This is a genomic window from Aquisalimonas sp. 2447 (assembly GCF_012044895.1).
Lineage (GTDB): Bacteria > Pseudomonadota > Gammaproteobacteria > Nitrococcales > Aquisalimonadaceae > Aquisalimonas.
On sequence record NZ_CP050695.1, the window covers coordinates 3330753 to 3355459 of the forward strand.

At 65.7% G+C, this 24707-nt stretch carries 27 protein-coding genes; 12 read left to right on the top strand and 15 right to left on the bottom strand.

The window, feature by feature from the left end; genetic code table 11:
• Positions 1-28 precede the first annotated feature (28 nt).
• Genes KU884_RS15780 through KU884_RS15795 form a run of 4 tightly spaced genes read right to left on the bottom strand, consistent with a single transcriptional unit; the run spans position 29 to position 3159 of the window.
• Complete coding sequence (locus KU884_RS15780) at positions 29-1630, bottom strand: IS66 family transposase (protein WP_254432077.1); 1602 nt, start codon at positions 1628-1630, stop codon at positions 29-31.
• 45 nt (positions 1631-1675) lie between these two features.
• Positions 1676-2032, bottom strand: coding sequence for an IS66 family insertion sequence element accessory protein TnpB (gene tnpB, locus KU884_RS15785; protein WP_167783519.1), 357 nt, complete (start codon positions 2030-2032; stop codon positions 1676-1678).
• Positions 2029-2235: a hypothetical protein gene (locus KU884_RS15790; protein WP_167783520.1), complete on the bottom strand. Its 207-nt coding sequence runs from the start codon at positions 2233-2235 to the stop codon at positions 2029-2031. The genes tnpB and KU884_RS15790 overlap by 4 nt, the downstream gene beginning before the upstream one ends.
• A 54-nt stretch (positions 2236-2289) precedes the next feature.
• Positions 2290-3159: a hypothetical protein gene (locus KU884_RS15795; RefSeq protein WP_167783521.1), complete on the bottom strand. Its 870-nt coding sequence runs from the start codon at positions 3157-3159 to the stop codon at positions 2290-2292.
• A gap of 175 nt (positions 3160-3334) precedes the next feature.
• Between KU884_RS15795 and KU884_RS15800 the strand changes: the two genes are divergently transcribed.
• Positions 3335-3736 carry a PilZ domain-containing protein gene (locus KU884_RS15800; protein WP_167783522.1) on the top strand — a complete coding sequence of 134 codons (402 nt, stop codon included), beginning with the start codon at positions 3335-3337 and terminating at the stop codon, positions 3734-3736.
• 118 nt (positions 3737-3854) lie between these two features.
• Positions 3855-4178 (top strand): iron-sulfur cluster assembly accessory protein, encoded by a 324-nt coding sequence (locus tag KU884_RS15805; protein WP_167783523.1) that lies wholly within the window; start codon positions 3855-3857, stop codon positions 4176-4178.
• 47 nt (positions 4179-4225) lie between these two features.
• Here the strand turns inward: KU884_RS15805 and KU884_RS15810 are convergent, their stop codons facing one another.
• Positions 4226-4876 (bottom strand): response regulator transcription factor, encoded by a 651-nt coding sequence (locus KU884_RS15810; protein ID WP_254432078.1) that lies wholly within the window; start codon positions 4874-4876, stop codon positions 4226-4228.
• Positions 4873-7170, bottom strand: a complete 2298-nt coding sequence (locus KU884_RS15815; RefSeq protein WP_167783524.1) for a PAS domain S-box protein — start codon at positions 7168-7170, stop codon at positions 4873-4875. The genes KU884_RS15810 and KU884_RS15815 overlap by 4 nt, the downstream gene beginning before the upstream one ends.
• Before the next feature lie 110 nt (positions 7171-7280).
• Here KU884_RS15815 and KU884_RS15820 point away from each other — a divergent pair, with 110 nt between their 5' ends.
• From KU884_RS15820 to KU884_RS15845, 6 genes are all read left to right on the top strand, one after another.
• Complete coding sequence (locus tag KU884_RS15820) at positions 7281-8918, top strand: acyl-CoA synthetase (RefSeq protein WP_167783525.1); 1638 nt, start codon at positions 7281-7283, stop codon at positions 8916-8918.
• 110 nt (positions 8919-9028) lie between these two features.
• Positions 9029-10414 carry a solute carrier family 23 protein gene (locus KU884_RS15825; RefSeq protein ID WP_167783526.1) on the top strand — a complete coding sequence of 462 codons (1386 nt, stop codon included), beginning with the start codon at positions 9029-9031 and terminating at the stop codon, positions 10412-10414.
• A 49-nt stretch (positions 10415-10463) separates the two neighbouring features.
• Positions 10464-10916 carry a universal stress protein gene (locus tag KU884_RS15830; protein WP_167783527.1) on the top strand — a complete coding sequence of 151 codons (453 nt, stop codon included), beginning with the start codon at positions 10464-10466 and terminating at the stop codon, positions 10914-10916.
• Between the two features lie 28 nt (positions 10917-10944).
• The gene (locus tag KU884_RS15835; protein WP_167783528.1) at positions 10945-12738 is read left to right on the top strand and encodes an acyl-CoA dehydrogenase; all 1794 of its coding nucleotides are present in this window, start codon (positions 10945-10947) and stop codon (positions 12736-12738) included.
• A gap of 296 nt (positions 12739-13034) precedes the next feature.
• A complete protein-coding gene (locus KU884_RS15840) occupies positions 13035-13262 on the top strand; it encodes a type II toxin-antitoxin system Phd/YefM family antitoxin (RefSeq protein ID WP_167783529.1) in 228 nt (75 codons plus the stop codon).
• Positions 13250-13642 carry a type II toxin-antitoxin system VapC family toxin gene (locus KU884_RS15845; protein ID WP_167783530.1) on the top strand — a complete coding sequence of 131 codons (393 nt, stop codon included), beginning with the start codon at positions 13250-13252 and terminating at the stop codon, positions 13640-13642. Before KU884_RS15840 ends, KU884_RS15845 begins: the two co-directional genes overlap by 13 nt.
• Before the next feature lie 216 nt (positions 13643-13858).
• Here KU884_RS15845 and KU884_RS15850 read toward each other — a convergent pair whose 3' ends face one another.
• A complete protein-coding gene (locus tag KU884_RS15850; protein WP_167784299.1) occupies positions 13859-14836 on the bottom strand; it encodes an SPFH domain-containing protein in 978 nt (325 codons plus the stop codon).
• Positions 14837-14869: 33 nt separating this feature from the next.
• The gene (locus KU884_RS15855) at positions 14870-15340 is read right to left on the bottom strand and encodes an NfeD family protein (protein ID WP_167783531.1); all 471 of its coding nucleotides are present in this window, start codon (positions 15338-15340) and stop codon (positions 14870-14872) included.
• A 119-nt stretch (positions 15341-15459) separates the two neighbouring features.
• On the opposite strand from KU884_RS15855, the gene galE reads away from it, so the two are divergent.
• Complete coding sequence (gene galE, locus KU884_RS15860; protein WP_167783532.1) at positions 15460-16443, top strand: UDP-glucose 4-epimerase GalE; 984 nt, start codon at positions 15460-15462, stop codon at positions 16441-16443.
• Positions 16444-16620: 177 nt separating this feature from the next.
• On the opposite strand, the gene KU884_RS15865 is transcribed toward galE, so the two are convergent.
• The 6 genes from KU884_RS15865 to KU884_RS15885 all read right to left on the bottom strand — a co-directional run bounded on the left by KU884_RS15865 (position 16621) and on the right by KU884_RS15885 (position 20400).
• Positions 16621-16881: a helix-turn-helix domain-containing protein gene (locus KU884_RS15865; RefSeq protein ID WP_167783533.1), complete on the bottom strand. Its 261-nt coding sequence runs from the start codon at positions 16879-16881 to the stop codon at positions 16621-16623.
• 1 nt (position 16882) lies between these two features.
• The gene (locus tag KU884_RS15870) at positions 16883-17137 is read right to left on the bottom strand and encodes a type II toxin-antitoxin system mRNA interferase toxin, RelE/StbE family (protein ID WP_254432079.1); all 255 of its coding nucleotides are present in this window, start codon (positions 17135-17137) and stop codon (positions 16883-16885) included.
• A 708-nt stretch (positions 17138-17845) separates the two neighbouring features.
• Positions 17846-18085, bottom strand: coding sequence for a hypothetical protein (locus KU884_RS19050; RefSeq protein ID WP_217351354.1), 240 nt, complete (start codon positions 18083-18085; stop codon positions 17846-17848).
• A complete protein-coding gene (gene ltrA, locus KU884_RS15875; RefSeq protein WP_254432080.1) occupies positions 18063-19055 on the bottom strand; it encodes a group II intron reverse transcriptase/maturase in 993 nt (330 codons plus the stop codon). Before ltrA ends, KU884_RS19050 begins: the two co-directional genes overlap by 23 nt.
• Before the next feature lie 753 nt (positions 19056-19808).
• Positions 19809-20102 carry a HigA family addiction module antitoxin gene (locus tag KU884_RS15880; protein WP_167783534.1) on the bottom strand — a complete coding sequence of 98 codons (294 nt, stop codon included), beginning with the start codon at positions 20100-20102 and terminating at the stop codon, positions 19809-19811.
• Positions 20103-20118: 16 nt separating this feature from the next.
• Positions 20119-20400 carry a type II toxin-antitoxin system RelE/ParE family toxin gene (locus tag KU884_RS15885; protein WP_167783535.1) on the bottom strand — a complete coding sequence of 94 codons (282 nt, stop codon included), beginning with the start codon at positions 20398-20400 and terminating at the stop codon, positions 20119-20121.
• Positions 20401-20801: 401 nt separating this feature from the next.
• Between KU884_RS15885 and pyp the strand changes: the two genes are divergently transcribed.
• Genes pyp through hutH form a run of 3 tightly spaced genes read left to right on the top strand, consistent with a single transcriptional unit; the run spans position 20802 to position 24021 of the window.
• A complete protein-coding gene (pyp, locus tag KU884_RS15890; protein ID WP_167783536.1) occupies positions 20802-21179 on the top strand; it encodes a photoactive yellow protein in 378 nt (125 codons plus the stop codon).
• A 59-nt stretch (positions 21180-21238) separates the two neighbouring features.
• Positions 21239-22429, top strand: a complete 1191-nt coding sequence (locus KU884_RS15895; RefSeq protein ID WP_167783537.1) for an AMP-binding protein — start codon at positions 21239-21241, stop codon at positions 22427-22429.
• On the top strand, positions 22426-24021 hold the full coding sequence (gene hutH, locus KU884_RS15900; RefSeq protein ID WP_254432081.1) for a histidine ammonia-lyase: 1596 nt from the start codon (positions 22426-22428) through the stop codon (positions 24019-24021). The genes KU884_RS15895 and hutH overlap by 4 nt, the downstream gene beginning before the upstream one ends.
• Positions 24022-24214: 193 nt before the next feature.
• On the opposite strand, the gene KU884_RS15905 is transcribed toward hutH, so the two are convergent.
• Positions 24215-24478 (bottom strand): acyl carrier protein, encoded by a 264-nt coding sequence (locus KU884_RS15905; RefSeq protein WP_167783538.1) that lies wholly within the window; start codon positions 24476-24478, stop codon positions 24215-24217.
• Positions 24479-24707: the final 229 nt, after the last annotated feature.

The following is a 24707-nucleotide window of genomic DNA, read 5'->3' on the forward strand; positions in this document are numbered from 1 at the left end:
TGCTCCGTAAGCGATCCGGGAACTGCACCTACTCGGTGGGTTTGAGCGTGTATAGGCTCTCATCCTGATGCCACGGCAGCAGGCCGTCGATGGCCTCATCGCTGGCCGCCGCCGGCAGGTTCTTTAACACCTCGAGCAGGTACGCGTAGGGCTCCAGGCCGTTGATCTTGGCCGTCTCGATGACGCTGTAGATCGCTGCGCTGGCGTGGGCACCCCTCGGCGTCTGGCTGAACAGCCAGTTCTTGCGCCCCACCACGAACGGCCGGATGGCGTTCTCCGCAGGGTTGTTGTCCAGCGGGATGCGGCCATCCTCCAGGAAGCGGATGAGCCGGGGCCATTGGCTGTTGAGGTAGTGCACGGCCTTGCCGATGGCGCTCTTCGGCGGCACCTTCTCCAGGGACTGGTCAAGCCACTGGCGCAGATCCTCGATCAGCGGCCGGCTGTGCGTGGCACGCAGGCGTTCACGCTCCTCAACGGGCAGACCCTGTGCCTCGCGCTCCACACGGTAGAGTTTGCCGATGGACGCCAGAGCTCGGTCGGCCTTGCCGGTCTTGCCCTTGGGCTGGGCTTTCTGGGCCTCAACGAACTTGCGGCGCGCATGCGCCCAGCAGCCAGCGTGAGTGATCGCATTGTCGCGCACCACCTGGGCATAGCCCTCGTAGCCATCAGAGAGCAGGATGCCGTTGTAGTCGTCCAGCAGACGGCGCGGCACCTGGCCCGAGCGGCTGGGATCGTAGTCGAACAGCACCACCTCGGCACCGGGTGGTCCGCCGCGCTGGACCCACATGTACGAGGTGCTGGAGGCGGCCCGCCCGGGCTCGGTGTTCACCTGCACGGTGGTCTCGTCCATGTGGATGAGTTCCGCATTGTGCAGATGGGCGCGCATGCGCTCGGCCAGTGGGGCGAGCAGCGCGCCCATGTCTACCATCCAGCGGGCGAGCGTGTTCCGTGGCAACTCCAGGCCCAGTCGTTTGAACACCTGCTCCTGGCGGTACAGTGGCAGCGCATCCTGGTACTTGGCGGTGGCGATATAAGCGAGCAGCCCGGGGCTCGCGTTGCTCTTTGGCAGCGGCTGCGGTGGCAGATCGGCGATCTGGACGCCGTCTTCGCAGGCCCGGCAGGCGTACTTGATGCGCACATGGCGCAGCACCTGGATCTGGGCCGGGATGATGTCGAGCTGCTCGGTGACTTCTTCGCCGATGCGGGTGAGCGCACCGCAGCCACAGGCGCACTGCTGTTCGTCCTCGGGGAGGTCGTGGACGATGTCCACGCGGGGCAACTCCGGTGGCAGCGGGGCGCGGCCGCCCCGACGGCGGCGCTTACCGCGGACTGGCTGGTTGTCCTCATCCGCCTCGTCGGTCTCATCAGACTCGGCGGGCTCTTCCACCAGGCTCTCGGCCTCATCGAAGAACATGTCCTGCTGCTTGATGCTGTACTTCTCGGTGGAGGGGCCGAAGCGGTTATCGAGCAGCAGCCGGATCTGCTCGAACAGCGAGCGCTTCTCCGCCGCCCACGCGGCCTCCTTCTCGGCGAGCTGGGCCTGGAGGCGTTCGACCAGAGCGCGCTGCTCGTCGAGCTCGCGCTGGAGGTCGGAACTGGATGGCAACGTGTTGGTATCGGCCCGTTTCATGCCGACAATTGTACCAAAACGACACCGGTGCGGCGAGCAAAAATTTCATCCAACCGACTGAAAATGCAGCGCTTTGTGCGGCTGCATGCGGGTGATATCGATGCCGTCAAGCAGCCAGTTGAGCTCCTGGCCCGAGAGCGTGAGCCGATCCCCTTCGCCGCACTCCGGCCACTTGAACCGCTCCTGCTCGAGGCGCTTATACCAGACCACGAAGCCGTTGCGCTCCCAGAATAGGATCTTCACCTTATCCCGCGCCCGGTTGCAGAACACGAACACCGCCGCGGTGAACGGGTCGCACTCCATGACCTCCTGGACGAGCAAAGACAATCCGTCCATCGACTTACGCATATCCACGGGCTCGCGGCACAGATAAACAGCGACATCGCTCCCGGGCCGGATCATGCCACCACCTCCACGGCGACGAACCGTGCCGGGCGGTGGCGCTCCGGCACCGCAATCCCGGCCTCACGCAGCCGGCGCTCCCAGTCCATCAGCTCGGCAAGCGAGACATCCTGCCGGGCGGCATACTCGCTCAACGTCAGGCCGCTGGCGTGCGCGTGATACAGATAGCCCAGCCAGCGGGCGCGTACTGGGGATAACCACATGCTCCAAGCCTCCCATCAATCCGGAAGGCTCAGTGTCCCGGAACCACAATCCGCTCAACAGATGGGGTTCGTGGAGCGGTTACGCTGCTCCAGCATCTGTTCCAGCGCCACCCGGGAGTAGAGGCCCGTGAGGCGATCACGGCTCAGCGCTTCGTTCAGCTCCCGCACCGCCCGCCGGCCTTCCTCCAGGTTCTCCAGCACGCGGGCGTACTGGACGGTCAGGAGAGCGAACGAGCTCATGGCGAAGAAGCCGAACCCCACCCAGGAGACCGGCGCGGGGAAAATCACGATGCCGAATTCCCGCAGCATGTCGGCAACGGGGGTGAGACTCACGGCGAGGAAGCTGGCCCCGTGGAACCACCACACGCCGCGCCCGTAGTTCTCGCGACTGGCCAGGGCCATGGCCACCTGGATCGCCATGGCCGCGATGAGCACGGTGACCAGCGCGAAATACGCGGGCGCCAGCGCGCCGAAGTCCATGCGCACGATGCCGTCCTCGATCCACGGCTCGCCGCTGCCGAACACGCCAAGGCCACCGGGGACCAGGACCAGCACCGCCGCCAGGGGCGCCACGACGAAGAGCACAACCCGTAACCACGGCCCGGGCGGCCAGCGGCGGATCAACATGGCGTGGACGGCCAGGTAGAAGCCGGCCAGCACCGGGGCGGCGAGGAGCGTCACTGTGTAGGCGGGGCGCATCCAGCTCAGATCCCCGACGTGGTAGCCGAGCCGGATGAACGCCATGCCGAGCAGATAGGCCGTGGCCGCCAGGTTGGCCACGGACAGCAGGGCCGGGATGATGGTGAAGCGGTCCCGCAGCGGCCAGCGGTTGAGCACGAACAACCCGGTAAACAGCGCCGCCACGAACGCCAGTGCCGCCGCCGTGAAGATGCCGTAGAGATAGATTGCGTCCGTCAGCGCCATCCGCCCCATACCCACTGTTCAGGAAGGCTGCAGACGCTACCACGCCCCTCCCTGCGCCAAAAGTCTTTTGCCACGCCGCCTTGTGCCGGCAGCGGCCGTGGCCCGCCGTTCGTGTATCGCATTGTCCGATTTCGGTCTACGCTTGTCTGAGAACGCTGCCACGGAGAACAAAATCATGGGGTACCGTCATAATCACCGGTTCGACATGGTGCTCCATGGGCGCCTGATCCTCTCCGACAGGCCGGACATCCGTGTAGTCACCCGCGATATCTCCCTGCGTGGCGCCAGCCTCGAATGCCTGGCCCGAGGCGTCCGCGCACACGACCGCGCCATGCTGGTGCTGCAGGCGGAAGACGACTCATTGCTGTCGCTGACCCTGGCGGGACACGTGGCGTATGTTCGCCAGGGCGTCTGCGGCCTGACCTTCGACGCCATCGACGTGGAAGACTTCGCCGAGCTCTACCGTCTGCTCGCGCGCTCGACCCGCCACCGCGCCAGTATCGATGACGAGATTGAACTCGGGTTCGTGCCGGCCTTCCGGCACTGGGCGCTGGACGCCTCCCCCCGCCACCTCTGACGCCGCACGCGCCGCGCATCCGGCCGGTTCCCTCCCGGTCTCCTAAGATGTATACTGGAGACATTATAAGGCAGTGCATCGGCCATCCCCGGCCCGAGCCTTCAGGAAGGAGCGCGCCATGAGCATTCAACTGACCGAGGCCGCCGCGCGGCACGTGAAAATGCAGGCGGACAAGACTGGCAACCCCACGAGCCTGCGTCTGGGCGTGCGTACCAGTGGCTGCTCCGGCTTCATGTACACCGTGGACTATGCCGACGATGTGCAGGATAACGATGCCGTCTACGAGCAGCACGGCGTCAAGGTGGTGATCAGCCGCAAGAGTCTGCCCTTCCTGGAGGGCATGGAAGTGGATTTCGTGCGGGACGGGTTGAACCACCGGCTGGAGTTCCGGAACCCGAACGTGAAGGATGCGTGCGGGTGTGGGGAGAGTTTTACCGTGTAGGGCGGACGTGAACGTCCGCCCTACACGTTGGTGCGTCGAGATGCGACCTACGGGTTGATGTCGATCTGGTAGGGGTCGATGATGCCGGCGACCACGCAGAGCTGGACCAGTTCGGCGAGGTTGTTGATCTGCAAGCGCTGGAAGACGCGGCCCCGGTAGAGTTCCACGGTGCGGGCGCCGACGCCCAGCTCTTCGGCGATTTCCCTGGAGCGCAGGCCGCGCGCCAGGGGCTCCACCAGATCCCGTTCCCGGCGCGTCAGCGCGGCGAACCGGGCTTCTACCTCTCGCCGGTATGCGCGGCGTTCGTGGACGCGGCGGTCCTCCTCCAGCGCCTGCTGGACCACGTCCAGCAGCTCCTGCTCGTTGAAGGGTTTCTCGATGAAGTCCGTGGCGCCGCCGCGGAAGGCGCGTTTGACCATGGGCACGTCGGCGTGGCCGCTGATGAGGATCACCGGCAGCTCGCAGTGCTGCTCCTTCAACGCCTGCTGCACGTTCAACCCGCCCATGCCCGGCATGCGTACATCCAGTAGGATGCAGCCGGTCATGTCCGGGTGGACGGCCTCCAGGAACTGCGCGCCGTCCGGGAACGTCCGGCACGGGATGTCCATGGACTCCAGCAGCCAGGCAGTGGATTCCAGCATGCCCGTGTCGTCGTCGATGAGGTAGACCACCGGCCGGTAGTCACTGTTCTCCGTCAAGCCTCCATCCCCCGTGTCCACACCGGCAGCGTGACATCGAACACCATGCCGCCGGCCGAATCCGCATCCCCCGTGAGTGTGCCCCCGAGCTGTTCCACGATGGAACGGCTGATGGTCAGGCCCAGGCCCACGCCCTCGGGTTTACTGGACAGGAACGGCTCGAAGAGGTTCTCCACTTCCCGGGCGTCCAGGCCTGGGCCATTGTCGCGCACGTGGATGGTTACCGTCCCCGCCGCCTCATCGCGGCTGGTATCGATGCGCACCTGGGGCGAGGCGGTGCCGTGCGCGTCGCTGCTGGCCTCGATAGCGTTACGGATCAGGTTGACCAGGACCTGTTCCAGCAGCACCCGGTCGGCAACTACCTGCGGCAGGGCACCCGCGTCCCAGTCCACCTGCACGCCGCTGCGCCGGGCTTCCCAGGCCACCATGTCGATCACCGAACGGATGGCCGGCTCCACCGCCACGGCGCCGATCTGCCGTCGGTCCTTGCGAATGAAGGCACGCAGGCGCTGGATGACCTCGGCGGCGTGCTGGGCGCGGTCATCAATGCGCTTGAGCCCGTCCTGCAGATGCGCCCGGTCCGTCGCCTCCGCGCGCTCCAGGTGATTCCGGCAGGCACGGGCGTAGTTCATGATCGAGGCCAGGGGCTGGTTCATCTCGTGGGCAATGCCCGAGGCCAGTTCTCCCATGGTGCTCAGCCGTGCGGCGTGGGCCAGCTCGTCCTGGTGCTGCCGGGCCTGGGCCTCGCGCATCTCCCGGTCGGTCATGTCCCGGGCGATGATGGACACGTACTGGGGTGCGTCGCCGTCTCCCCGGTGGGACATCACCACCATGGAGACGGGGAACGAATCCACCGCGCCGCGCCCTTTCAGCCGCAGGTCCCCCCGCCACAGGCCTTGCTCCAGGGCCGTGGGCAACGCCGTTCGAACGAAATCCTCGCGATCATCGTCCGCCACCAGATCGGCCATCTCGATGGGCCGCTGCAGTGGATGCTGCAAGCCCAGGGAATCGCCGGCGGCGCGGTTGAAATGCAGCACCTCACCCTGGGCATCGGAGAACAGCACCAGGTCCGTGGTGGCGGCAACGATGGCGGCCAGCCGCCGGGTCTCCTCCTCCGCCCGGTGGCGCTTGGTCACGTCCCGGGAGATGCACACCAGTTCGGCGATCTCGCCGCTGTAGGTGTCGCGGATCGCCCGCATGGCGATCTCGAACCAGCGGTAATCGCCTTCGGCGTGGCGCAGGCGGCAGGTCATGGTATGAAAGCCGCGCTCCACCAGCGCCGCACTCGCCTCGGCGTCGTGCTGCTCGCGCTCGGCCGGGGACATGAGCGCACTCAACGGCTGGCCTTCCAGATCCGCCGGCATCCGTCCCAGGAGCTGCAGCGACGCAGGCGAGGCGTAGAGAAACGTGCCTGCGCGATCGTGCCGCGAGATCAAATCGGTGGTGTTCTCGGTGATGAGCCGGTGGATGCGGTCCACCTTCCTGGACCAGCGTGCCGCCCGCCGCTGCTCTGTGGCATCCCGACCGCGGACGGCAACCCGGCGGCAGTCCGCAAAGGGGATGTAGGTCCACAGTAGAATGCGCCCGCCGACGTCCGCTTCGACTTCGGCAATGGCCCGCGCGCCCTGCACCGCCGAGCGGAACAGGGCCGCGTGGTTGCCGGGCAGCAGGTGCCGGGCGGTGTCCAGACCAAGTTGTGCGGCAAGGCTGGTGGCGGCGGGGTTTTCCAGCAGCAGCTCGCCGCTGCCGTCGAAGAGCAGCCCGGGACACGGATCCTGCCACAGCAGATGGGTCTCCGGCGGTGCCGCCTCGCCCCCCTCCGCGCCGGCGCCGGTCTGCAACAGCCCCGCCAGCAGCGTAACCACGGGCGACACCCCCGGAGACAACGGCTCCGCCAGGGCGAACAGCACGTCACCGCCGTCGGCCAGGGAGCCACGCACCAAATGCCATTCGGTATGAGGCACGGCGCGGCCCAGCCGCGCCAGCAGCGGTGAGTGCGGACACCGTTCCACCACCGCGCTGCGGGGCATCAGGGTACAGGCCGGCAGGCACTCACGAAGGCGGCGGTCATCGCCGCCGCCCGAACGTGTCACCACGCCGTGTTGCAAACGCGGCAAGCCGGCCACCGGCTGAAAGCTCACTCCATCGAGCCGCCGCAGGAAGACGGCGTAGACCTGCTCCGGGAACAGGGCATCCAGGAACTCCGCCACGCCACGCGCACGTCCTGCGTGATCGGGCTCCAGCATGGCGCTACCCAGAGTGCGCGCAAGAACGTCCGTTATATCCCAAGTCATATATCGTATTTTTACTATATTGTCTTCGTTTTATTGCACAATTACGAAACTGCTGTTAGGTTTCAACGAAAAATTCTTCGATCAATCAACAGTCACGAGGAGAAGACACAATGAATCCGGCCGCTTCATCCATCTTCGAGCAGCATCTGGATCCCACGCCCGCCAACTATACGCCCCTGTCGCCGCTCACCTTCATCGAGCGCACGGCCAGTGTCTACCCCGAGCGCACCGCCGTCATCCACGGTGCCGTGCGCCGCAACTGGGCGCAGACGTATGAGCGCTGCCGCCGGCTTGGCAGTGCCTTGCAGAACCGCGGCATTGGCAAGGGCGACACTGTCGCCGCCATGCTGCCGAACATCCCGGAAATGCTGGAAGTGCATTTCGGCGTGCCCATGGTCGGCGCCGTGCTGAATGCCCTCAACACCCGCCTGGACGCCGAGGCCATCGCCTTCATGCTGGGCCACGGCGAGGCCCGCGTGCTCATTGCCGATCGCGAGTTCGGTGCCGTCATCCGCGAGGCCCTGAGCCGCGTGGACCGGGACATCCTCGTGGTCGACGTGGACGACCCGGAATACGGCGAAGGCGAGCCGCTCAGCGACCTGGACTACGAGGCGCTGCTGGCCGAGGGCGATCCGCAGTTCCAGTGGCAGGGCCCGGCCAACGAGTGGGACGCCATCGCCCTCAACTACACCTCCGGCACCACCGGTGACCCCAAGGGCGTGGTCTACCACCACCGCGGTGCCTACCTGAACGCCGTGGGCAACACCATGGTGTGGGACCTCGGCCACAGCCCCGTCTATCTGTGGACGCTGCCCATGTTCCACTGCAACGGCTGGTGCTTCCCCTGGACCATCACCGCCTGCGCCGGCACCCATGTCTGCCTGCGCAAGGTGGACCCGGAGAAGATCCTGCAGCTCATCCGCGAAGTCGGTGTCACCCACATGTGTGGCGCCCCCATCGTGCTGAACGCGCTGCTGAACGCCCCCGACGCCTCCAAGCAGGGCATCAACCACGAGGTCAAGGCCATGACCGCCGGCGCCGCGCCCCCGGCCCAGGTCATCGGCGGTGTCGAGGAGATGGGCATCAGCGTCACCCATGTCTACGGCCTCACGGAGGTCTACGGGCCGGTGATGGTGTGTGCCTGGCACGACGAGTGGGACGAACTGCCACTGGATCAGCGGGCCCGGCTGAAGGCCCGTCAGGGCGTGCGCTATCCGACCCTGGACGGCGTCATGGTGGCGGATTCCGAGACCATGGAACCGGTGCCGCAGGACGGCGAGACCATGGGCGAGATCTTCATGCGCGGCAACACCGTGATGAAGGGCTATCTCAAGAACCCCTCGGCCACGGACAAGGCGCTGCACGGCGGCTGGTATCACACCGGCGACCTGGCCGTGTGGCACCCGGACGGCTACGTGGAGATCAAGGACCGGCTCAAGGACGTGATCATCTCCGGCGGCGAGAACATCTCCACCATCGAGGTGGAGGACACCCTCTACCGCCACCCCGCCGTCATGGAAGTGGCCGTGGTCGCCCGGCCGGACGACAAGTGGGGCGAGACGCCCTGTGCGTTCGTGACTCTGCACCCCGGCCAGGAGGAGGTCACCGAGCAGGACATCATCCAGTTCTGCCGCGACAACATGGCGCGCTTCAAGTCGCCGAAGACGGTGGTGTTCTGCGAGCTGCCCAAGACGTCCACGGGCAAGATCCAGAAATTCCGGCTGCGCGACCAGGCGAAGGGACTGTAGCCAGCCACCACTGCCGATGACTCCAGTCGCTCCGCCCGAGGCGCCGCCCGCCGGCGCCGCCGGGGCGGCGTGTATCCCAGCATTCGATCAAAGAGCACGGAGGAGACCCCATGCAACTCTACAAGCGCCAGCACGGCGAGGAGCAGCCTTACTGGCCTGCCGGCCCGTTCAAGATTCGCCTGCCGTTCATCCACTACCGGTGGGAAATGGCGGAAATGATCCAGGGCCTGATCATGTTCGTGGTCAGCCTGGGCATGATCCCGCTGCTGGAACAATACCTCGGGCTGCCCTACGACGTGGCCCTGGCCTACGTGGTGGTGTGCGGCATCGGCTTCCTGCTGCCGGCGCTGATGGGCGTGCCGTTCGTCCCCGGCTGGATCACCCCGGCGATCCCGGTGGTGGTGCTGTTTCTGGGGGACTTCGAGCCCGGGCCCGAGGCGATCCAGGCCCTATTCGCCCTGCAGTTCCTGGTGTTCCTGATCTTCCTGATCCTGGGAGTGACCCGGCTGGGCAGTACGCTGGTCAACATCATCCCCCGATCCATGAAGGGCGGGATCATCATCGGTGCCGGCGTGGCCGCGATCATCGGTGAAATCGAGGAAGGCGGCCGCCTGGCGGAGACGCCCATCTCGCTGATCATCGGCGGTCTGGTGTGCGCCTATCTGATGTTCAGCCTGTCCTTCAAGCACCTGGTGGACAAGTCCGACCTGGCCCGCAAGGTGGCCAACTACGGCATGGTGCCCGGCATGGTGGTGGCCATCATCGTCGGCTTCCTGGTCATGGAGTATCCCTTCCCCGACGTGGAGTTCGGCATCACCCAGCCGGCGTTCGCGGAGATGTGGGGCTATCTGCCGTTCATGGTCGGCTTCCCGGGGCTGGACATCTTCATGCTGGCCATCCCAACGGCGCTGATCGCCTACATCATCGCCTTCGGCGACATCATCGTCGGCAAGTCCCTGCTCGACCGCGTGGACCACCTGCGCCAGGACGAGAAGATCGACACCGACATCGACCGTGTGCACCTGGTCACCGCCATCCGTAACGCCCTGCACGCGTTCTTCGCCCCCTACCCGGGGCTGGCCGGCCCCATCTGGACCGCCGTCGCCGCGACCATGGCCGAGCGCTACAAGTACGGTCGCAACGCCATGGAGTCCATCCACAGCGGCTCGGGCACGTTCTGGGTCACGGGCTTCATCGCCCTGTTCATCCTGCCGCTGGTGTCGTTCTTCCAGCCGGTGCTGCCCATCGCGCTGTCACTGACGCTGCTGCTCACCGGCTACATCTGCATCATGGTCGGCCTGGAGCAGCTCGAAACCCAGGTGGAGCGCGGTGTCGGCGGCGTCATGGCCGTGGTGCTGGCGGTCTACGGCGCGGGCTGGGGCCTTGCCGCCGGCGCGCTGCTGTACATCATCGTGGAGAAGACCAACCTCTTCGGCCGCGAGCCGCGTGACGAGCACGGCCGGCGTCCGGCACAAAAGGTCGAAGGCGAGGACTAACCAGGACACGGGGCGCCGCCGATCCGGCGCCCCCGGAGGAGACTCAATCATGACGGAGCAAGGCTTCTACAACACCATTCTCGTCCCGGTGGACGGCTCGAACACGGCGGAGCGCGCCCTGCAGGCGGCGCGCGAGCTGGCCGCGGCCAGCGGCGCCGAAGTCATCACCCTGTCGGTGGCCGTGGACCGGGATGTCATGCCCTCGGAACTCATGGCCACCGGCCAGATCAGCAAGAAGGACATCCAGGATGATCGGCGGCGGCAGGCCGCGGAGGTCGCGCAGAAGGCGGCCAAGGCCCTGCAGGACGCCGGTATCACCGCCCGGGACGAAGTGACCGTGGGCGACCCTGCCCACTGCATCATCGAGCGCTCCCGTGAACTGGATGCCCCGCTGGTGGTCATTGGCCGCAGGGGCCTGACCGGTTTCCGCGAACTCATCATGGGCAGCGTCAGCAACAAGGTCGTGCACTACGCCGACTGCCCGGTGCTGGTCATCAACTGAATTCGAGAGAGAGAGAGAGAGTCACATCATGACCGATTACACCGCCCCCACGCGCGACATGCGCTTCGTGATGCAGGAATTGCTGGACTTCGACGCCATCAATGGGCTGCCGGGGTTCGAGGAGGCGAGCCCGGAGCTGGTCGATGCGGTACTGGAGGAGGCGGCGAAGTTCGCCGGTGGCGTGCTCGCACCGCTGAACCAGTCCGGCGACCAGACCGGCGTGCGCTGGGACGACGGCGCCATCACCATGCCCGAGGGCTTCGTCGACGCCTACCAGCAGTTCGTCGAGGGCGGCTGGAACGGCGTGCAGTGTGACGAGCACTTCGGCGGCCAGGGGCTGCCGGAGCTGGTCGCCACCGCCACCCAGGAGATGTGGCAGGCGGCGAACATGAGCTTCGCCCTGGGGCCGCTGCTCACCGCCGGCGCCATCGAGGCGATGCACGCCCACGGCACCGAGCAGCAACAGGCGACGTATCTCCACAAGCTCGTCTCCGGTGAGTGGTCCGGGACCATGAACCTCACCGAGCCCCAGGCGGGCTCGGATCTCGCCGCGGTGCGCACCCGCGCGACACCCGAGGGCGACCACTATCTCGTCCAGGGGCAGAAGATCTACATCACCTGGGGCGAGCACGACTGCGCGGAGAACATCGTCCACCTGGTGCTCGCGCGCACGCCGGATGCCCCGGCGGGGGTGAAGGGGATTTCGCTGTTCATCGTGCCGAAGTTCCTGCCCGATGCCGACGGCAACCCGGGCGAGCGCAACGACGTGCGCTGCGTGAACACCGAGCACAAGATCGGCATCCACGCGAGCCCCACCTGCACCATGTCCTACGGCGACCAAGGGGGCGCCATCGGCTACCTGGTGGGCGAGGAAGGCAAGGGGCTGATGTACATGTTCACCATGATGAACGAGGCCCGCCACAAGGTCGGCGTGCAGGGGCTCGCCATCGCTGATCGCGCCTACCAGCAGGCGCGCTGGTATGCCTCGGAGCGCATCCAGGGCACCCCCGCCGGCGGCGATCCGGCGCAGAAAGTGAACATTCTCCACCATCCCGACATCAAGCGCGTGATGCTGACCATGCGTTCGCAGATCGAAGCCATGCGAGCGCTGGCATACTCGGCGTCGTGGTCCATGGACATCAGCCGTCGGCACCCGGACGCCAAGGAGCGCGAACAGCACCAGGCGCGGGTGGATCTGCTCATCCCCATCGTCAAGGGGTGGTGCACGGAGGTGGGCCAGGAGCTGGCGAGCCTCGGGGTGCAGGTCCACGGCGGCATGGGCTACGTCGAGGAGACGGGTGCGGGGCAGCACTACCGGGATGCGCGGATTACCACCATCTACGAGGGCACCACGGGCATCCAGGCCAACGACCTGATCGGGCGCAAGACCTACAAGGACGGCGGCAAGGCCATGCACGCCATGCTCGCCGAGATGGAGGGCCTGGCCGCGGAGCTCGAGGGCAGCGGTGATGCGGGCGTGCGCGCCATCCACGAACCGCTCACCGCGGGTATCAACGCCCTGCGGGAGGCCGCCGAGTACGTGGTGCGCACCCACGGCGAGAACCCGGCGGCAACCTCGGCTGGCGCAGTGCCGTACCTGATGCTGGCCGGCTACGTCTGCGGCGGTGCGCTGCTGGCGCGCTCCGCGCTCATCGCCCGTGCCGCGCTGGATGGCGGCACAGCGGAGACGGGCTTCTACGAGACCAAGATCGTCACCGCCCGGTTCTATGCCCAGCACATCCTGCCCCGCGCCGCCGCCCTGCTGCCGGCGGTGCTCGCCGGGGATGATGCCGTGGGCGCGATGGACGTGGCGCAGTTCTGAGGGATGCCCCGGGGCGGAGCCGGCCCCGTAGCCCCGTAGCCCCGTAGCCCCGTAGCCCCGTAGCCCCGTAGCCCCGTAGCCCCGTAGCCCCGTAGGGTGGACCTTCAGGTCCACCGTTGGTGACTTCGAACAATCACCCGGTTTGCAAATCCGTGGATGGCGGACCTGAAGGTCCGCCCTACGGTTACTGCCATTCTCACTATTGCCCACCCGGTCCAGGCTCGCCTCATCTTCTTGTGAGCTCTGCGGCAAAAGCGTACGCTTGATGCAAATCACGTACACCAGAGGCAGCGACCATGACTGAAGAACTCTCGCCGACCCGTCTTCGGGCGGACCTGTATCGGGTTCTGGACCATGTGCTGGCTTCCGGAGAAACCGTCGAGGTAGAGCGAAAGGGGCGCCGCATCCGGATTACAGCCGATCAACCGCCACGGCTGTCTCTTCTCCGGCCGCACTCGGACTATCTGAAGGTTCCCAAAGACGACGCTGTGCACATCGATTGGTCCGGCGAATGGCGACCGTGACTTATCTGGACACTGATGTACTCGTCTGGCTGTACAGTGATGGGCGTCAAGGGGTACCCACAGGGGTTGCAGAGCGCATCGAGGCCGCCCAACGACTACTGATCTCACCGATGGTCAGGCTGGAACTGCAGTACCTTCATGAGATCGGCCGCGTGAGTGAGCCAGCACTCCCGGTCATTGACGCCCTGGCGCCCGCGTTGGGGCTCCAGGTCTGCAATGCACCGTTCTACGCCGTTGTGCAGGAGGCGCAGCGACACAACTGGACGCGTGACCCGTTTGATCGATTGATTGTCGCTCAGGCGGCGCTGGTTGAAGGCGAGCTCATCACGAAAGACGAGACCATTCGCGCCCACTACGCTGGCGCGTTCTGGTACGACTGAATCGTGGTGGAACGTCGCGACTGACGTCGCGCCCACGGGGTGGTTTTGGCCGTGTGCTTTCCCGGTGGCTGTGGGAGCGACGTCAGTCGCGATAGTCAGGCGTCGGGTGGACGTTCAGGTCCACAGTGTCGGCCGCGGATCGGCCACCCCGGCCGGCCTGTCCGGTGATGGCGGACCTGAAGGTCCGCCCTACGCCTGATGCCTACGCCTCTCCGATCAGGGGGTTTTGCCGGCCTTCAGCAGCTCCTGGATGCCGCCGATGGAGCTGAGCAGGGAGGTCATCTCGGTGGGCAGGAAGACGCGCTCCCCGTCCTTGGCGATGGTGGGCAGGGTTTCCATGTAGCGCTGGGCGATGAGGTAGTTCACCGCCATCTCGGTGCTGTTGGGTGCGCCTTCCGTGGAGCTCATGACCTTGGCGATGGCCTCCGATTCGCCTTCGGCCACTAGCACCGCGGCCTTGCGATCGCCTTCGGCGTTGGCGATGGCGGCGTCCCGCTCGCCCTGGGCCTTGAGGATGGCGGCCTGCTTGTCGCCCTCGGCGCGCTCGATCTCCGCCTGCTTGTAGCCTTCCGCCTCACGCACCGTGGCACGACGGTTGCGCTCGGCCACCATCTGCGAATTCATGGCCTCGCGGATCTCGTTGGGCACGTCGATGTCGCGGATCTCGACGCGGTTGACCTTCACGCCCCACTTGCCGCCGGCCTCGTCCATGGTGGTCTGCAGGCGGTTGTTGATGTCCTGGCGGGATTCGAAGATCTTGTCCAGCTCCATGGTGCCGATTTCCGAGCGCAGGGAGGTCTGTGCCAGGGTCTGGATGGCCAGCACCAGGTTCTCGGTGCCGTAGGCGGCGGCCTGGGCGTCCATGATCTGGTAGTAGAGCACCCCGTCGATCTGGACGTTGACGTTGTCCTGGGTGATGACGTTCTGGCTGGGGAAGTCCAGCACCACCTCGCGCATGTCCACCAGTTGCTCGCGGGTAATCAAGGGCTCGCCATTGACGAAACGCAGGATGCTCACCTGCCGCGGTTGATCCACGAAGGGGATGATGAACCGCAGGCCCGGTTCGAGGGTGCGGTGATACTTGCCCAGCCGCTCGATCACCATGGTGCGGCGCTGATGCACCATCACCAGGCCCTTGACCAGGAAGATGATGACCAGCAGCAGAATGATGGCGGTGACGATCAAGGGCGTCATTTCGCCCAGTTGGTTTTCCATGCAGGAGCTCCTTTATTTTCCGTTCGTGCTGCTGTCGGCGGCCTCGTTGACGGGGCGCACCATCGCCGTGATGCCCTGGAAATGGTCGATGAGGACCTCCTCGCCCTCGACCAGAGCGCTGTTGTCCGTGTGGCGCGCGGGGAAGAAATCGCCCAGGAAGTACACGCCGAGCTGACCATTGTGCTCGGTCACCACGGCAGGCGTGGTGCGAAGGCGCGGGTCGTCGTTGCCCGTCTCGGGCGATCCCTTGGCCATGGCCCCGAACGCCCACAGCAGCACCGGCAGGGCGACAATCCCGGTGACCGCCGCAGTGGCCATCTGCACCACCAGCGACGCCCCGACCAGGGCCGCTATCAGCCCGGCAAACGCCATTACCGCCAGCGCAAGCAGAAAACCGCCGCTGCCGCCAATGACTAGGAGATCAATAATGAGCAAGGCCAGGGCGGCCAGCAGCCACCAGAGCCAGGGATCGAGAAACTCCATTGTCATCGCTCCCGCTGGTTGAACAGGGAATGGCCGTCGCCGCGTGCGGGCCGCTGTTGTCCCTCCCCGGCGGGGTGCCCATAATAACCGTCATCGTCCAGCCCAGACAGGGGAACGTCTTGAACGAATCAGCCATTCTCGTCACCGGTGGCGCCGGCTACATCGGCAGCCACGTGGCCCGCCAGCTTGCAGCCCGCGGCGAGCGGGTCATTATCCTGGACAACCTCTCCACCGGGTTCCGGGAGGCCACCGAAGGCTCGGAACTGGTGGTGGGGGATACCGGCGACGCCGAACTGGTGAACCGCCTGCTGCGGGAGCACGGCATCGACACCGTCATGCACTTCGCCGCCAAGACGGTGGTGCCGGAGTCGGTGGCCGACCCGCTGAAGTACTACAGCAACAACACCAACAACAGCCGCATCCTGCTCGAGGCCTGCGTGGCCCAGGGCGTGCGGCGGTTCGTGTTCTCCTCCACCGCCGCCGTCTACGGCGAGGTGGACGGCGACGCCGCCAGCGAGGACGCGCAGCTCAACCCCATCAATCCCTACGGCCGCTCCAAGCTCGCCACGGAGTGGATGCTACAGGATCTCGCCACTGCCGGCGCGCTGGAGCACGTGAGCCTGCGCTATTTCAACGTCGGCGGCTCGGCACCGGACGGGCGCATCGGCCAGTCCACCCCGAAGGCGACGCTGCTGATCAAGGTGGCCGCCGAAGCCGCCGCCGGCGTGCGCGAGGGGCTGCAGGTGTTCGGAACCGACTACCCCACCCCCGACGGCACCTGCATCCGCGACTACATCCACGTGGAGGACCTGGCGCATGCCCACGTCCTCGCGCTGGATCACCTCCGCGACGGTGGCGCCTCTCTCACCCTGAACTGCGGCTACGGCCACGGCTACAGCGTGCTGGAGGTGCTGGAGACGGTGAACCGCGTCAACGGCGCGCCCTTGAACGTGACCTACGCCGACCGCCGGCCCGGCGACCCCGCCCGTCTGGTCGCCAATGCCGACCGGATCCGCGCAAAGCTCGGCTGGCAGCCGCAGCACGATGACCTGGACGTCATTGTGCGTACGGCGCTGTATTGGGAGCGGAACAAGCGGTACTGAAGCGCTGGACAATGGTCGCGGCTTGCGCCGCTCCTACTCCGATCTGGAAGGTATCGCGGCTGACGCCGCTCCCACGACGCCGGGGCAAGCCCAGTCTCCTCCCGTGATGTCCGACGCCGTAGCCCAAGCGGAGGGAACCAGACGCGATACGCTTTTGGCGTCCGGTTGACCGACTGGTTATGCGGCTGACTCGTCCTCGACTTCCCAACCAGGAAAAACCAGAACTGCGGGGTGACACCGCAAAGCCCTCGCCAGGACCTTGGCGCGCTCTACACCAAGCCGTACGCGATCATTCTCGATGGCAGAAATGGTGGATTGAGGTATCCCCGTAGCCGTCGCCAGACCATTCTGACTCATCTCCTGCAATTCACGCAGGATCCGGACTGACTCACCAACAGAAACCTCAACTCGCTTCTTCGCTTTACGATATTCGCTCATTTCATTTCCTCCCGTAATCGTGGGGAGTTATCTTCTCGACTGCTACCAGCACCTGATCCTTCTGTACACGATAGATGACGCGGTACTGAATATTGAGTCGCGAGGACCGAAATCCTTTCCACCTACCTGACAAGGCCTCATCATTAAAGCCCCGTATATGGCGCAGCCCCTGAGGCCCGGAGATGGCGACGATGTCCTTCCATTTCTCGTAGCGCTTCTGAACCTCGGCAGGTGCTGCCGCCAGGCTCTTTGCCACTTTCCTGTGCTCGAATATTTCTCACATAACAAAAATAGTATGGATACCATATATGGTATGTCAAGTTGCGGATGCAGGAACTATCACTCCTTACCTGTTCGGTCACGAGCGCCACCTTCTCGGCTCCATCCCCGCGTCACCACGAGCAGCAGAGCTGTCCCGTTCAACAATCGCTTCGTCGTCAGCCGACGCAGAAGAAGCTCCTTGGCAGCAAGCACGATGGTGGCAATGCCCAGGAGCACGGCCGCCTCCCCACGCAACACCAGGTCCGCAAAGCATGACCCGATCAGAAAGTGTTCGCGGACGTCGGATAGGCCGACCGGTTGCCCGACCGGCCCCCACAGATCCACTCGTGCGGGTTTCCCGCAAGTGGCTCCTCGTGTGCATGGCTTCGCTACGTGGCACAGATCCGCGCCCGGGCGAGCGGGTAACGCCCCAGGAACCTGGACACTCGCTGTCTACGCTTCACCACAGCAGTCGCCCACTGCAGCGCAAGACTCGCTTCCGGCTGGTGGCCAGCCTCTACCGGGCGGGCTCTGCGGCCCGCTGGGTCCCTCTCGCAATTTCATGGCCGCCTCCATGCCACCAATCCCAAGCGACCAGGCTTCGCCTGGCGCTCGTCGGGTAGGCCGGCCGGTTACCCGGCCGGCCCCCACAGATCCACTCGTGCGGGTTTCCCGCAAGTGGCTCCTCGTGTGAGTGGCTTCGCTACGTGGCGCAGATCCTGGCCCGGGCGAGCGGGTAACACTCCAGGAACCGGGAGAACTCCGACCACGGGATCGCCGCCTTCTGCGAGCGCCGCGACAGCCATCGGTGCCAGGAGCGCATCGCCTGGGAGCGGACCTGGTCGATCGCTGCAAAGTTACCACGCACGCCGAAGTAGGCGTAGTGGCCCCGGAGTCTGCGGTTCAGGGCTTGCCACTGCTCAACCACGGGGTGATGCCGCATCACACAGCACCAACGATCGATTGCATGCATGGCCCGGCGCAGCCATCCCGCGCCGTCTTGCGCTTGACCACCAGCGCCCTCGCCTCGACCGCCCCCAGTAGTGGGTGAAGCCGAGAAAATCGAAGGTCTCCGGGTGCGGTCCTCCGCCCGATCCGGGCCGGTCGAACCGCACAACCCGGGTCTTCTCCGGGTGGAGTTCCAGCCCGTAGCGCGCAAAACGCTTGGGCAGCACCTCCATCACCCGCCGGGCATCGCTCTCGCAGGCGAACACCAGCAGCGCATCGTCGGCAAAACGCACCAGGTGCGCCTCACCGCGCAACCGGGGCCGGACACTGTCCTCGAACCACGTATCCAGCACCTCGTGGAGGAAAATGTTGGCGAGCATCGGCGAGATCACCCCGCCCTGCGGGGTGCCCCGCCCGGGCTGGCGCCACTGCCCTTCCTCCAGCACGCCGGCGTTCAACCATTTGCCGATCAACCGAACCAGCACGCCGTCACGTACCCGCCGACGCAGCACCTCCCGCAACAGACCATGGTCGACCCGGTCAAAGAACTTGCGCACGTCAAGATCAATCACCCAGCCACCGCCCATCGCCATCAACGGCCGCCAGACCGCCTGCAGCGCCTGGTGCGCCGAGCGTCCCAGGCGGAAGCCGTACGAGCCCTCGTGGAACTCCGGCTCGTAGACCGCCTCCAGCACCATCGCCACCGCCCGCTGGAGCACCTTGTCCTCAAACGTCGGAATGCCGAGCGCTCGGCGCTCGCTCCCGTCACCCTTGGGGATCGAGGTGCCCCGCACCGGCGGCGCCCGGTACGCCCCGGACTTCGCCCGCTCCAGCAGCGAGCTCAGGTTCGCCTCAAGCTCCTCGCCGTAGGCGGCACCCGTGCGACCATCAACGCCCGGCGCCCCGTCCTTGCGCGTGCGTCGATACGCCTCACGCAACCACGCCTCGTCAATGTGATGGGCCAACGTCAAAAGCGGCCTGTCCGGAAGACGCCGCGCCAGATCCGCTATCTGTTGGCATCGCGTTGAGATGAGATCAGAGTCCAATGCCTCCGCCATCGGTCCCTCCAACAGCTCCACTCACACGGTCTCCCCTTCCCCTTCACCGGGTCCGCTGGGGCGCGTTCCCCGGCTGCTCCGGTACTATGGGAGACTCCGACTGCCTGCCGCCCGTCTGGCACCGCTCTGGCTGTCCTCGCAGCACCATACCGCCGCAGCGCCCTCAGCCTTCGCTCCAGCAGCAGGAGGACGCTCCCACCACTGGCCCGGACTGCGGATCAGCGGTCGCCCGCACCGTCTACTTCTTAGGCGGAGACGACAGGCCCTCCCAGGTTCCTGGGGGACCCCAATGTGCCCATGCCCCGCTCTCGGACCCCGGCGGGCACACCACACCAGGCCTCTACAGTGCAGCGTTACTGCCTTCCGGTCTTCAGACACCGTCGGCACCCACAATGTCGCGGATTTCGGGGCTCAATCACGCAGCCTGGACACTCGCTGTCTACGCTTCACCACAGCAGTTACCCACTGCAGCGCAAGACTCACTTCCGGCTGGTGGCCAACCTCTACCGGGCGGGCTCAACGGCCCGCTGGGTCCCTCTCGCAATTTCATGGCCGCCTCCATGCCACCAATCCCAAGCGACCAGGCTTCGCCTGGCGCTCCTGAAGGTCCGCCCTACGCTGAATGCGTGGACGAACACGCAGAAAGGGCGTAATGCCGGGTCAGGCGGCTGTCCAGGGACGGATCCGCTTGAGGGTCTCCGCTAGCGTTTCCTCGGCGACTTCGGTGTCGTAGGCAACCTGGGCGCGCAGCCAGTAGCCGTTGGACAGACCAAAGAAGCGGCACAGACGCAGATCCGTATCTGCCGTTATCGCCCTTTTCCCAGCAACGATCGCGCTGATGCGCTGCGGCGGCACCCCGATTTCCCGTGAGAGCCGGTACTGTGAGATCCCCATGGGTTCAAGGAACTCATCGCGCAGAAGTTCGCCAGGGGTTACAGGCTTCAAGCGCTTCATATATCGCCTCCACCACTCAGCGGTGGTAGTCCACAATCTCGACGTCTTCAGGCCCAGCGTCAGTCCATCGAAAACAGATCCGGAACTGGAGGTTGATTCGGATGCTGTACTGACCTTCACGGTCTCCTTTCAGTTTTTCCAAACGGTTCGCTGGCGGAATCCTCAGGTCATCCAGGCACTCGGCCACCTCCAACTGACGAAGCTTACGAAGAGCCACGCGTTCAAGATTCGCGAACCGATTGACCCGGCGCCGATTCGCCAGCGCCTCCGTGTCCGCGCACTTGAATGACCGAATCATGGTTGCATGATAACGCGATGCGTTATGCACGCAATGCGTTATAGGTTGGTCATAATGGACGTATAAGGTCCATCCTGCGTAAGACGACAACTGGCGGTCTGCTCCCGGCGCGTGCAAGGTCACGGGGTGCGTAGCCGCGACACTCCACGCCCCGCAGGAGAGCGGCGCAATCTGCGACCATACCCCCGGATCCCCGGCGCAACATGCCCTCACCAAGGCTATTCCTCGCACCTGACCCACCCTGGCCACGGAAATGTGAACCCGTTCACACCGCCACTCATTCCGGGTGTCTGCTGTAACGGTTATCTATACAATACCGGTACGTCATGTGGGAGCACCCCTCGCTGCATGATCATACAACCCGGTCTGCACAGCGGTGCAGCGTTTTTGCGAGGTGAATCATGGAAGTAGTGCAGTTCGGCAACGACAACATCGAGAACACCCTGGCCAACATGAAAGACGGCGACCTGGATCAGCTTGCCTTCGGCGCCATCCAGCTCGACGGCAGCGGCAAGATCCTTCAGTACAACGCCGCCGAGGGCGACATCACCGGCCGTAACCCGAATTCGGTTATCGGCAAGAACTTCTTCACGGACGTCGCGCCCTGCACGGACTCCAAGGAATTCCGCGGCCGCTTCGAGGAAGGCGTCAAGAGCGGCGAAATGAACACCATGTTCGAGTACGTGTTCGACTATCAAATGAAGCCCACCAAGGTGAAGGTGCACATGAAGAAGGCACTGGTGGGCAACAGTTTCTGGATCTTCGTCAAGCGCGTTTGAGAAGTCTCTGACGGTGGCCGGCCGTGACCCGCGGCCGGTCTGCCGCAAGCAGGTGCCCCTTGGAACTCGATCATAATTTCCTCCAGCCCGCGATCTGCAGCCTGATCGCGGAGGAGCTCGCGGAGCTGCGCGGCATCAGTCTGCTGGACCTGGATGCAACCCGCTGGGACGGCGAAACCGTCATCGGCAGCGACGCACTGCCGGTGGACTCCATCGAGCTGGTCTCCCTGGCCACCAACTGCGCCGAGCGCTTCGGACTGCAGGACATGGGCGCGGGGGACTACCTCCTGCGCCACCGGCGCATCATCGACTGGGCCGATCTTGCCGCCACCGGCATGCGGGAGACCGGTACGGTCACGTTCCGGACGTCCGGGACCACCGGCCAACCCAAGCGCGTCACCCACCGGCTCGAGGATCTCGAGCAGGAGATCGCGGTGCTGGCCGATTTGCTGGCCGATGCGCGTCGCATCGTCTCCCTGGTGCCGGCCCACCACATTTACGGTTTTCTGTTCACGGTGCTGCTGCCCATGCACCGGAACCTGCCCCTGTCCCGGGCGGGCAGCATCTCCGGCATGCCGCCCGCCGATCTGCAGGCCGGCGACTGGCTTATCGGGTTTCCGTTGCGCTGGCGGCAGATGAGCCGCCTGGGGCGTCCACTGCCCGCCGGCGTCTCGGCGGTCACCTCCACCTCGCCCTGCCCGCCGGAGCTGATCCGCGACATGACCGCGCTGGGGCTGGAGCGGATGCTGTCCATCTACGGCTCCACGGAAACCGCCGGCGTCGGCTTCCGCTTCAATGCCGATGAACCGTACACCCTCTTCGACTACTGGCGCTGGGACGGACATGCTCTGGAACGGCGGCGCCCGGTCAGCGGCGCGACTGTCCGCATCGAGCCGGAGGACATCCTGGAGTTCAGCGATGACCGCCGCTTCCGGCCCACGGGGCGCAAGGACGCCGTTGTGCAGGTGGCGGGGCGCAATGTGCGGCCGGCCCATGTCGCAACCCGCATCGCCGGCCACCCGCTGGTGGAGCGCTGCAGCGTGCAACTGGATGACGGCGGCGAGGAACCACGCCTTAGCGCCGCCATCGTGCTGGCTGCGGGCACCGAAGAGACTGCGGCCGAAGCCGCACTGCGTGACTGGGCGGGCAACGAGCTCGCCAGCGCCGAACGGCCGGCGCGCTGGCGCTTCGTCAACGAACTCCACTTCACCACGACGGGCAAACCCCACGGCTGGGAGGCCTCCACTTGAGCACCATCCACATCAGAGGCGAGCCGCTGGACGGCAGCGACATCGAGCGGATCGCCCTGGGCGCAGGCGTGGTGCTGGATGCGGATGTTCTGCGGGCCGCCGAACGGGGACGGCAACAGCTCGATCACCTCATCGACGAGCGCCGGCTGATCTACGGCGTCACCACCGGCTACGGCCCGCTGGCCGGGCGCCATATCGACCCATCCAAGGCCGGCGAACTGCAACGCAACCTCATCTACCACCTGGCCAGCGGCACCGGGCCGGAACTGGAGCGAACCTCCGTGCGCGCCATCATGGCGGTCCGCCTGAACACCCTGGCCCAGGGCCACTCCGCGGTGCGCCCGGAAACGCTGGACCGCCTGGCACAGTGGCTCAACGCCGACCTCGTGCCCATCGTGCCCTGCCGCGGCACCGTAGGTGCCAGCGGTGATCTGACGCCCCTTGCGCACATCGCACTGGCACTGATGGGAGAGGCCGAGGTCTGCGACAACGGAACCCGAAAGCCCTCGGCAACGGCACTGGCCGAGCGAGGCTGGACACCACTGACCCCCGAAGCGAAGGACGCCCTGGCGCTGGTCAACGGCACCGCAGCGATGACCGGCATCGCCGCCCTGAACGGCCAGGCGGCGCTGCGCAGCGTGGACACCGCCCTGCGCTGCACCGTCGCCTATGCCGAATGCCTGCACGGCCGCCTCGAGGCATGGCAGTCAACGCTCGGAGCCGTGCGCCCGCACCCCGGGCAGCAGGAGGCGCACCGCCGGCTGCTGGCATTGTCGGAAGGCAGCGAGCGGCTGATCCCTGCGCAGCCTCAGTACCTGCCCAAGCAAGTGGACGACGCCGCACCGGTGCACGACAGCCACGCCGTACTGCAGGACCCCTACACCATCCGCTGCGCACCCCAACTCTTCGGCGCGATCCTGGATGTCATCGACTTCCACAACACCACCGTCAACCGCGAGATCAACGCAGTCACGGACAACCCCATCTTCGACCCGGACGAGGACGCGGTGCTCCATGGCGGCAACTTCTACGGTCAGCACATCGCATTCGCGGCGGACAGTCTGAGCAACGCAGTCATCAAGCTCGCCGTGCATACCGAGCGCATGATCGCCCGAATTACGGACGAACGACAGAACGGAGGGCTGCCGGCATTCCTGCAGGGCACCGACACGGGGCTGCACAGCGGACTCATGGGCGCCCAGGTATCGGCCTCCGCCATCGTGGCGGAACTGCGCAGCCTTGCGCACCCGGCCTCAATCCAGTCCGTGCCCACCAACGCCAACAACCAGGACGTTGTCACCATGGGCACCATCGCCGCCCGCAAGACTGCCGATGCGCTCGTCCAGTTGCACGAGCTGCAGGCCATCGGCGCGCTGACCATGGCCCAGGGGATGGATCTTCTCGGCAACGACGGCTTCAGCCCGGCGTCGGTTGCACTGCGTGACTGGGTGCGGGAGCTCTCACCACCGATCACCACCGACCGGCCGCTTTACAAGGACATCCACCGCGTCGCGCAGGCGTTGCGGGGTGGTAGCAGGCAAACGCCGATGGCCGAACGCAGGAGCGACGTCAGTCGCGATATCCCAGCCTGACCAGCCTGCGTAGGGCGGACCTTCAGGTCCGCCGTTCCCGCGACTTGGGAACCCCTATGGCCGGATCCGGGCGGCCGAATGATCCGCTGAGACGGTAGATCTGAAGGTCTACCCTACGGAGTGCGTGCTTGGGTGAGCGGTTGTTTGGCGGACCTGAAGGTCCGCCCTACGGTCCTACGCTAAACGCCAATCCTCATGACACCTTCTGGGCCTGGTGCTTGGACTGCACGAAATCCACGAGGGTGCCCACGGTCTCGAAGGTCTCGGCGGTGATGTCGTCATCGTCGACGACGATGCCGAAGCGCTCTTCCATGGCGGCGATCAGCGAGACCACGGCCATGGAGTCAAATTCCGGAACGCCGCCCAGCAGTTCGGTATCCCGGTCGAATTCCAGCGCGCGGCCTTCCAGCGCCAGCGCTTCATCGAGAATGCTTTTGACTTCTTCCTGCGTGGGCATGCGTGAATAGTCCCCTCGACGCTGCGCATTCAGCCACCGGTTCGCAAAGCGCTTCACAGGGCGACACTGTCGCCGATTCAAGACGCGTCCGGATTATCAACGGCGCGCCGGTGAAGATCAACGCGCCGGGTGGGCATGTTACCGTTCCCCCCGCAGGGCAACCCGTCGACCCCGTCGCAAATCAGGAACGTCGACGCCGGTTGCAAGAACGACGGGCAGGACGTGACGG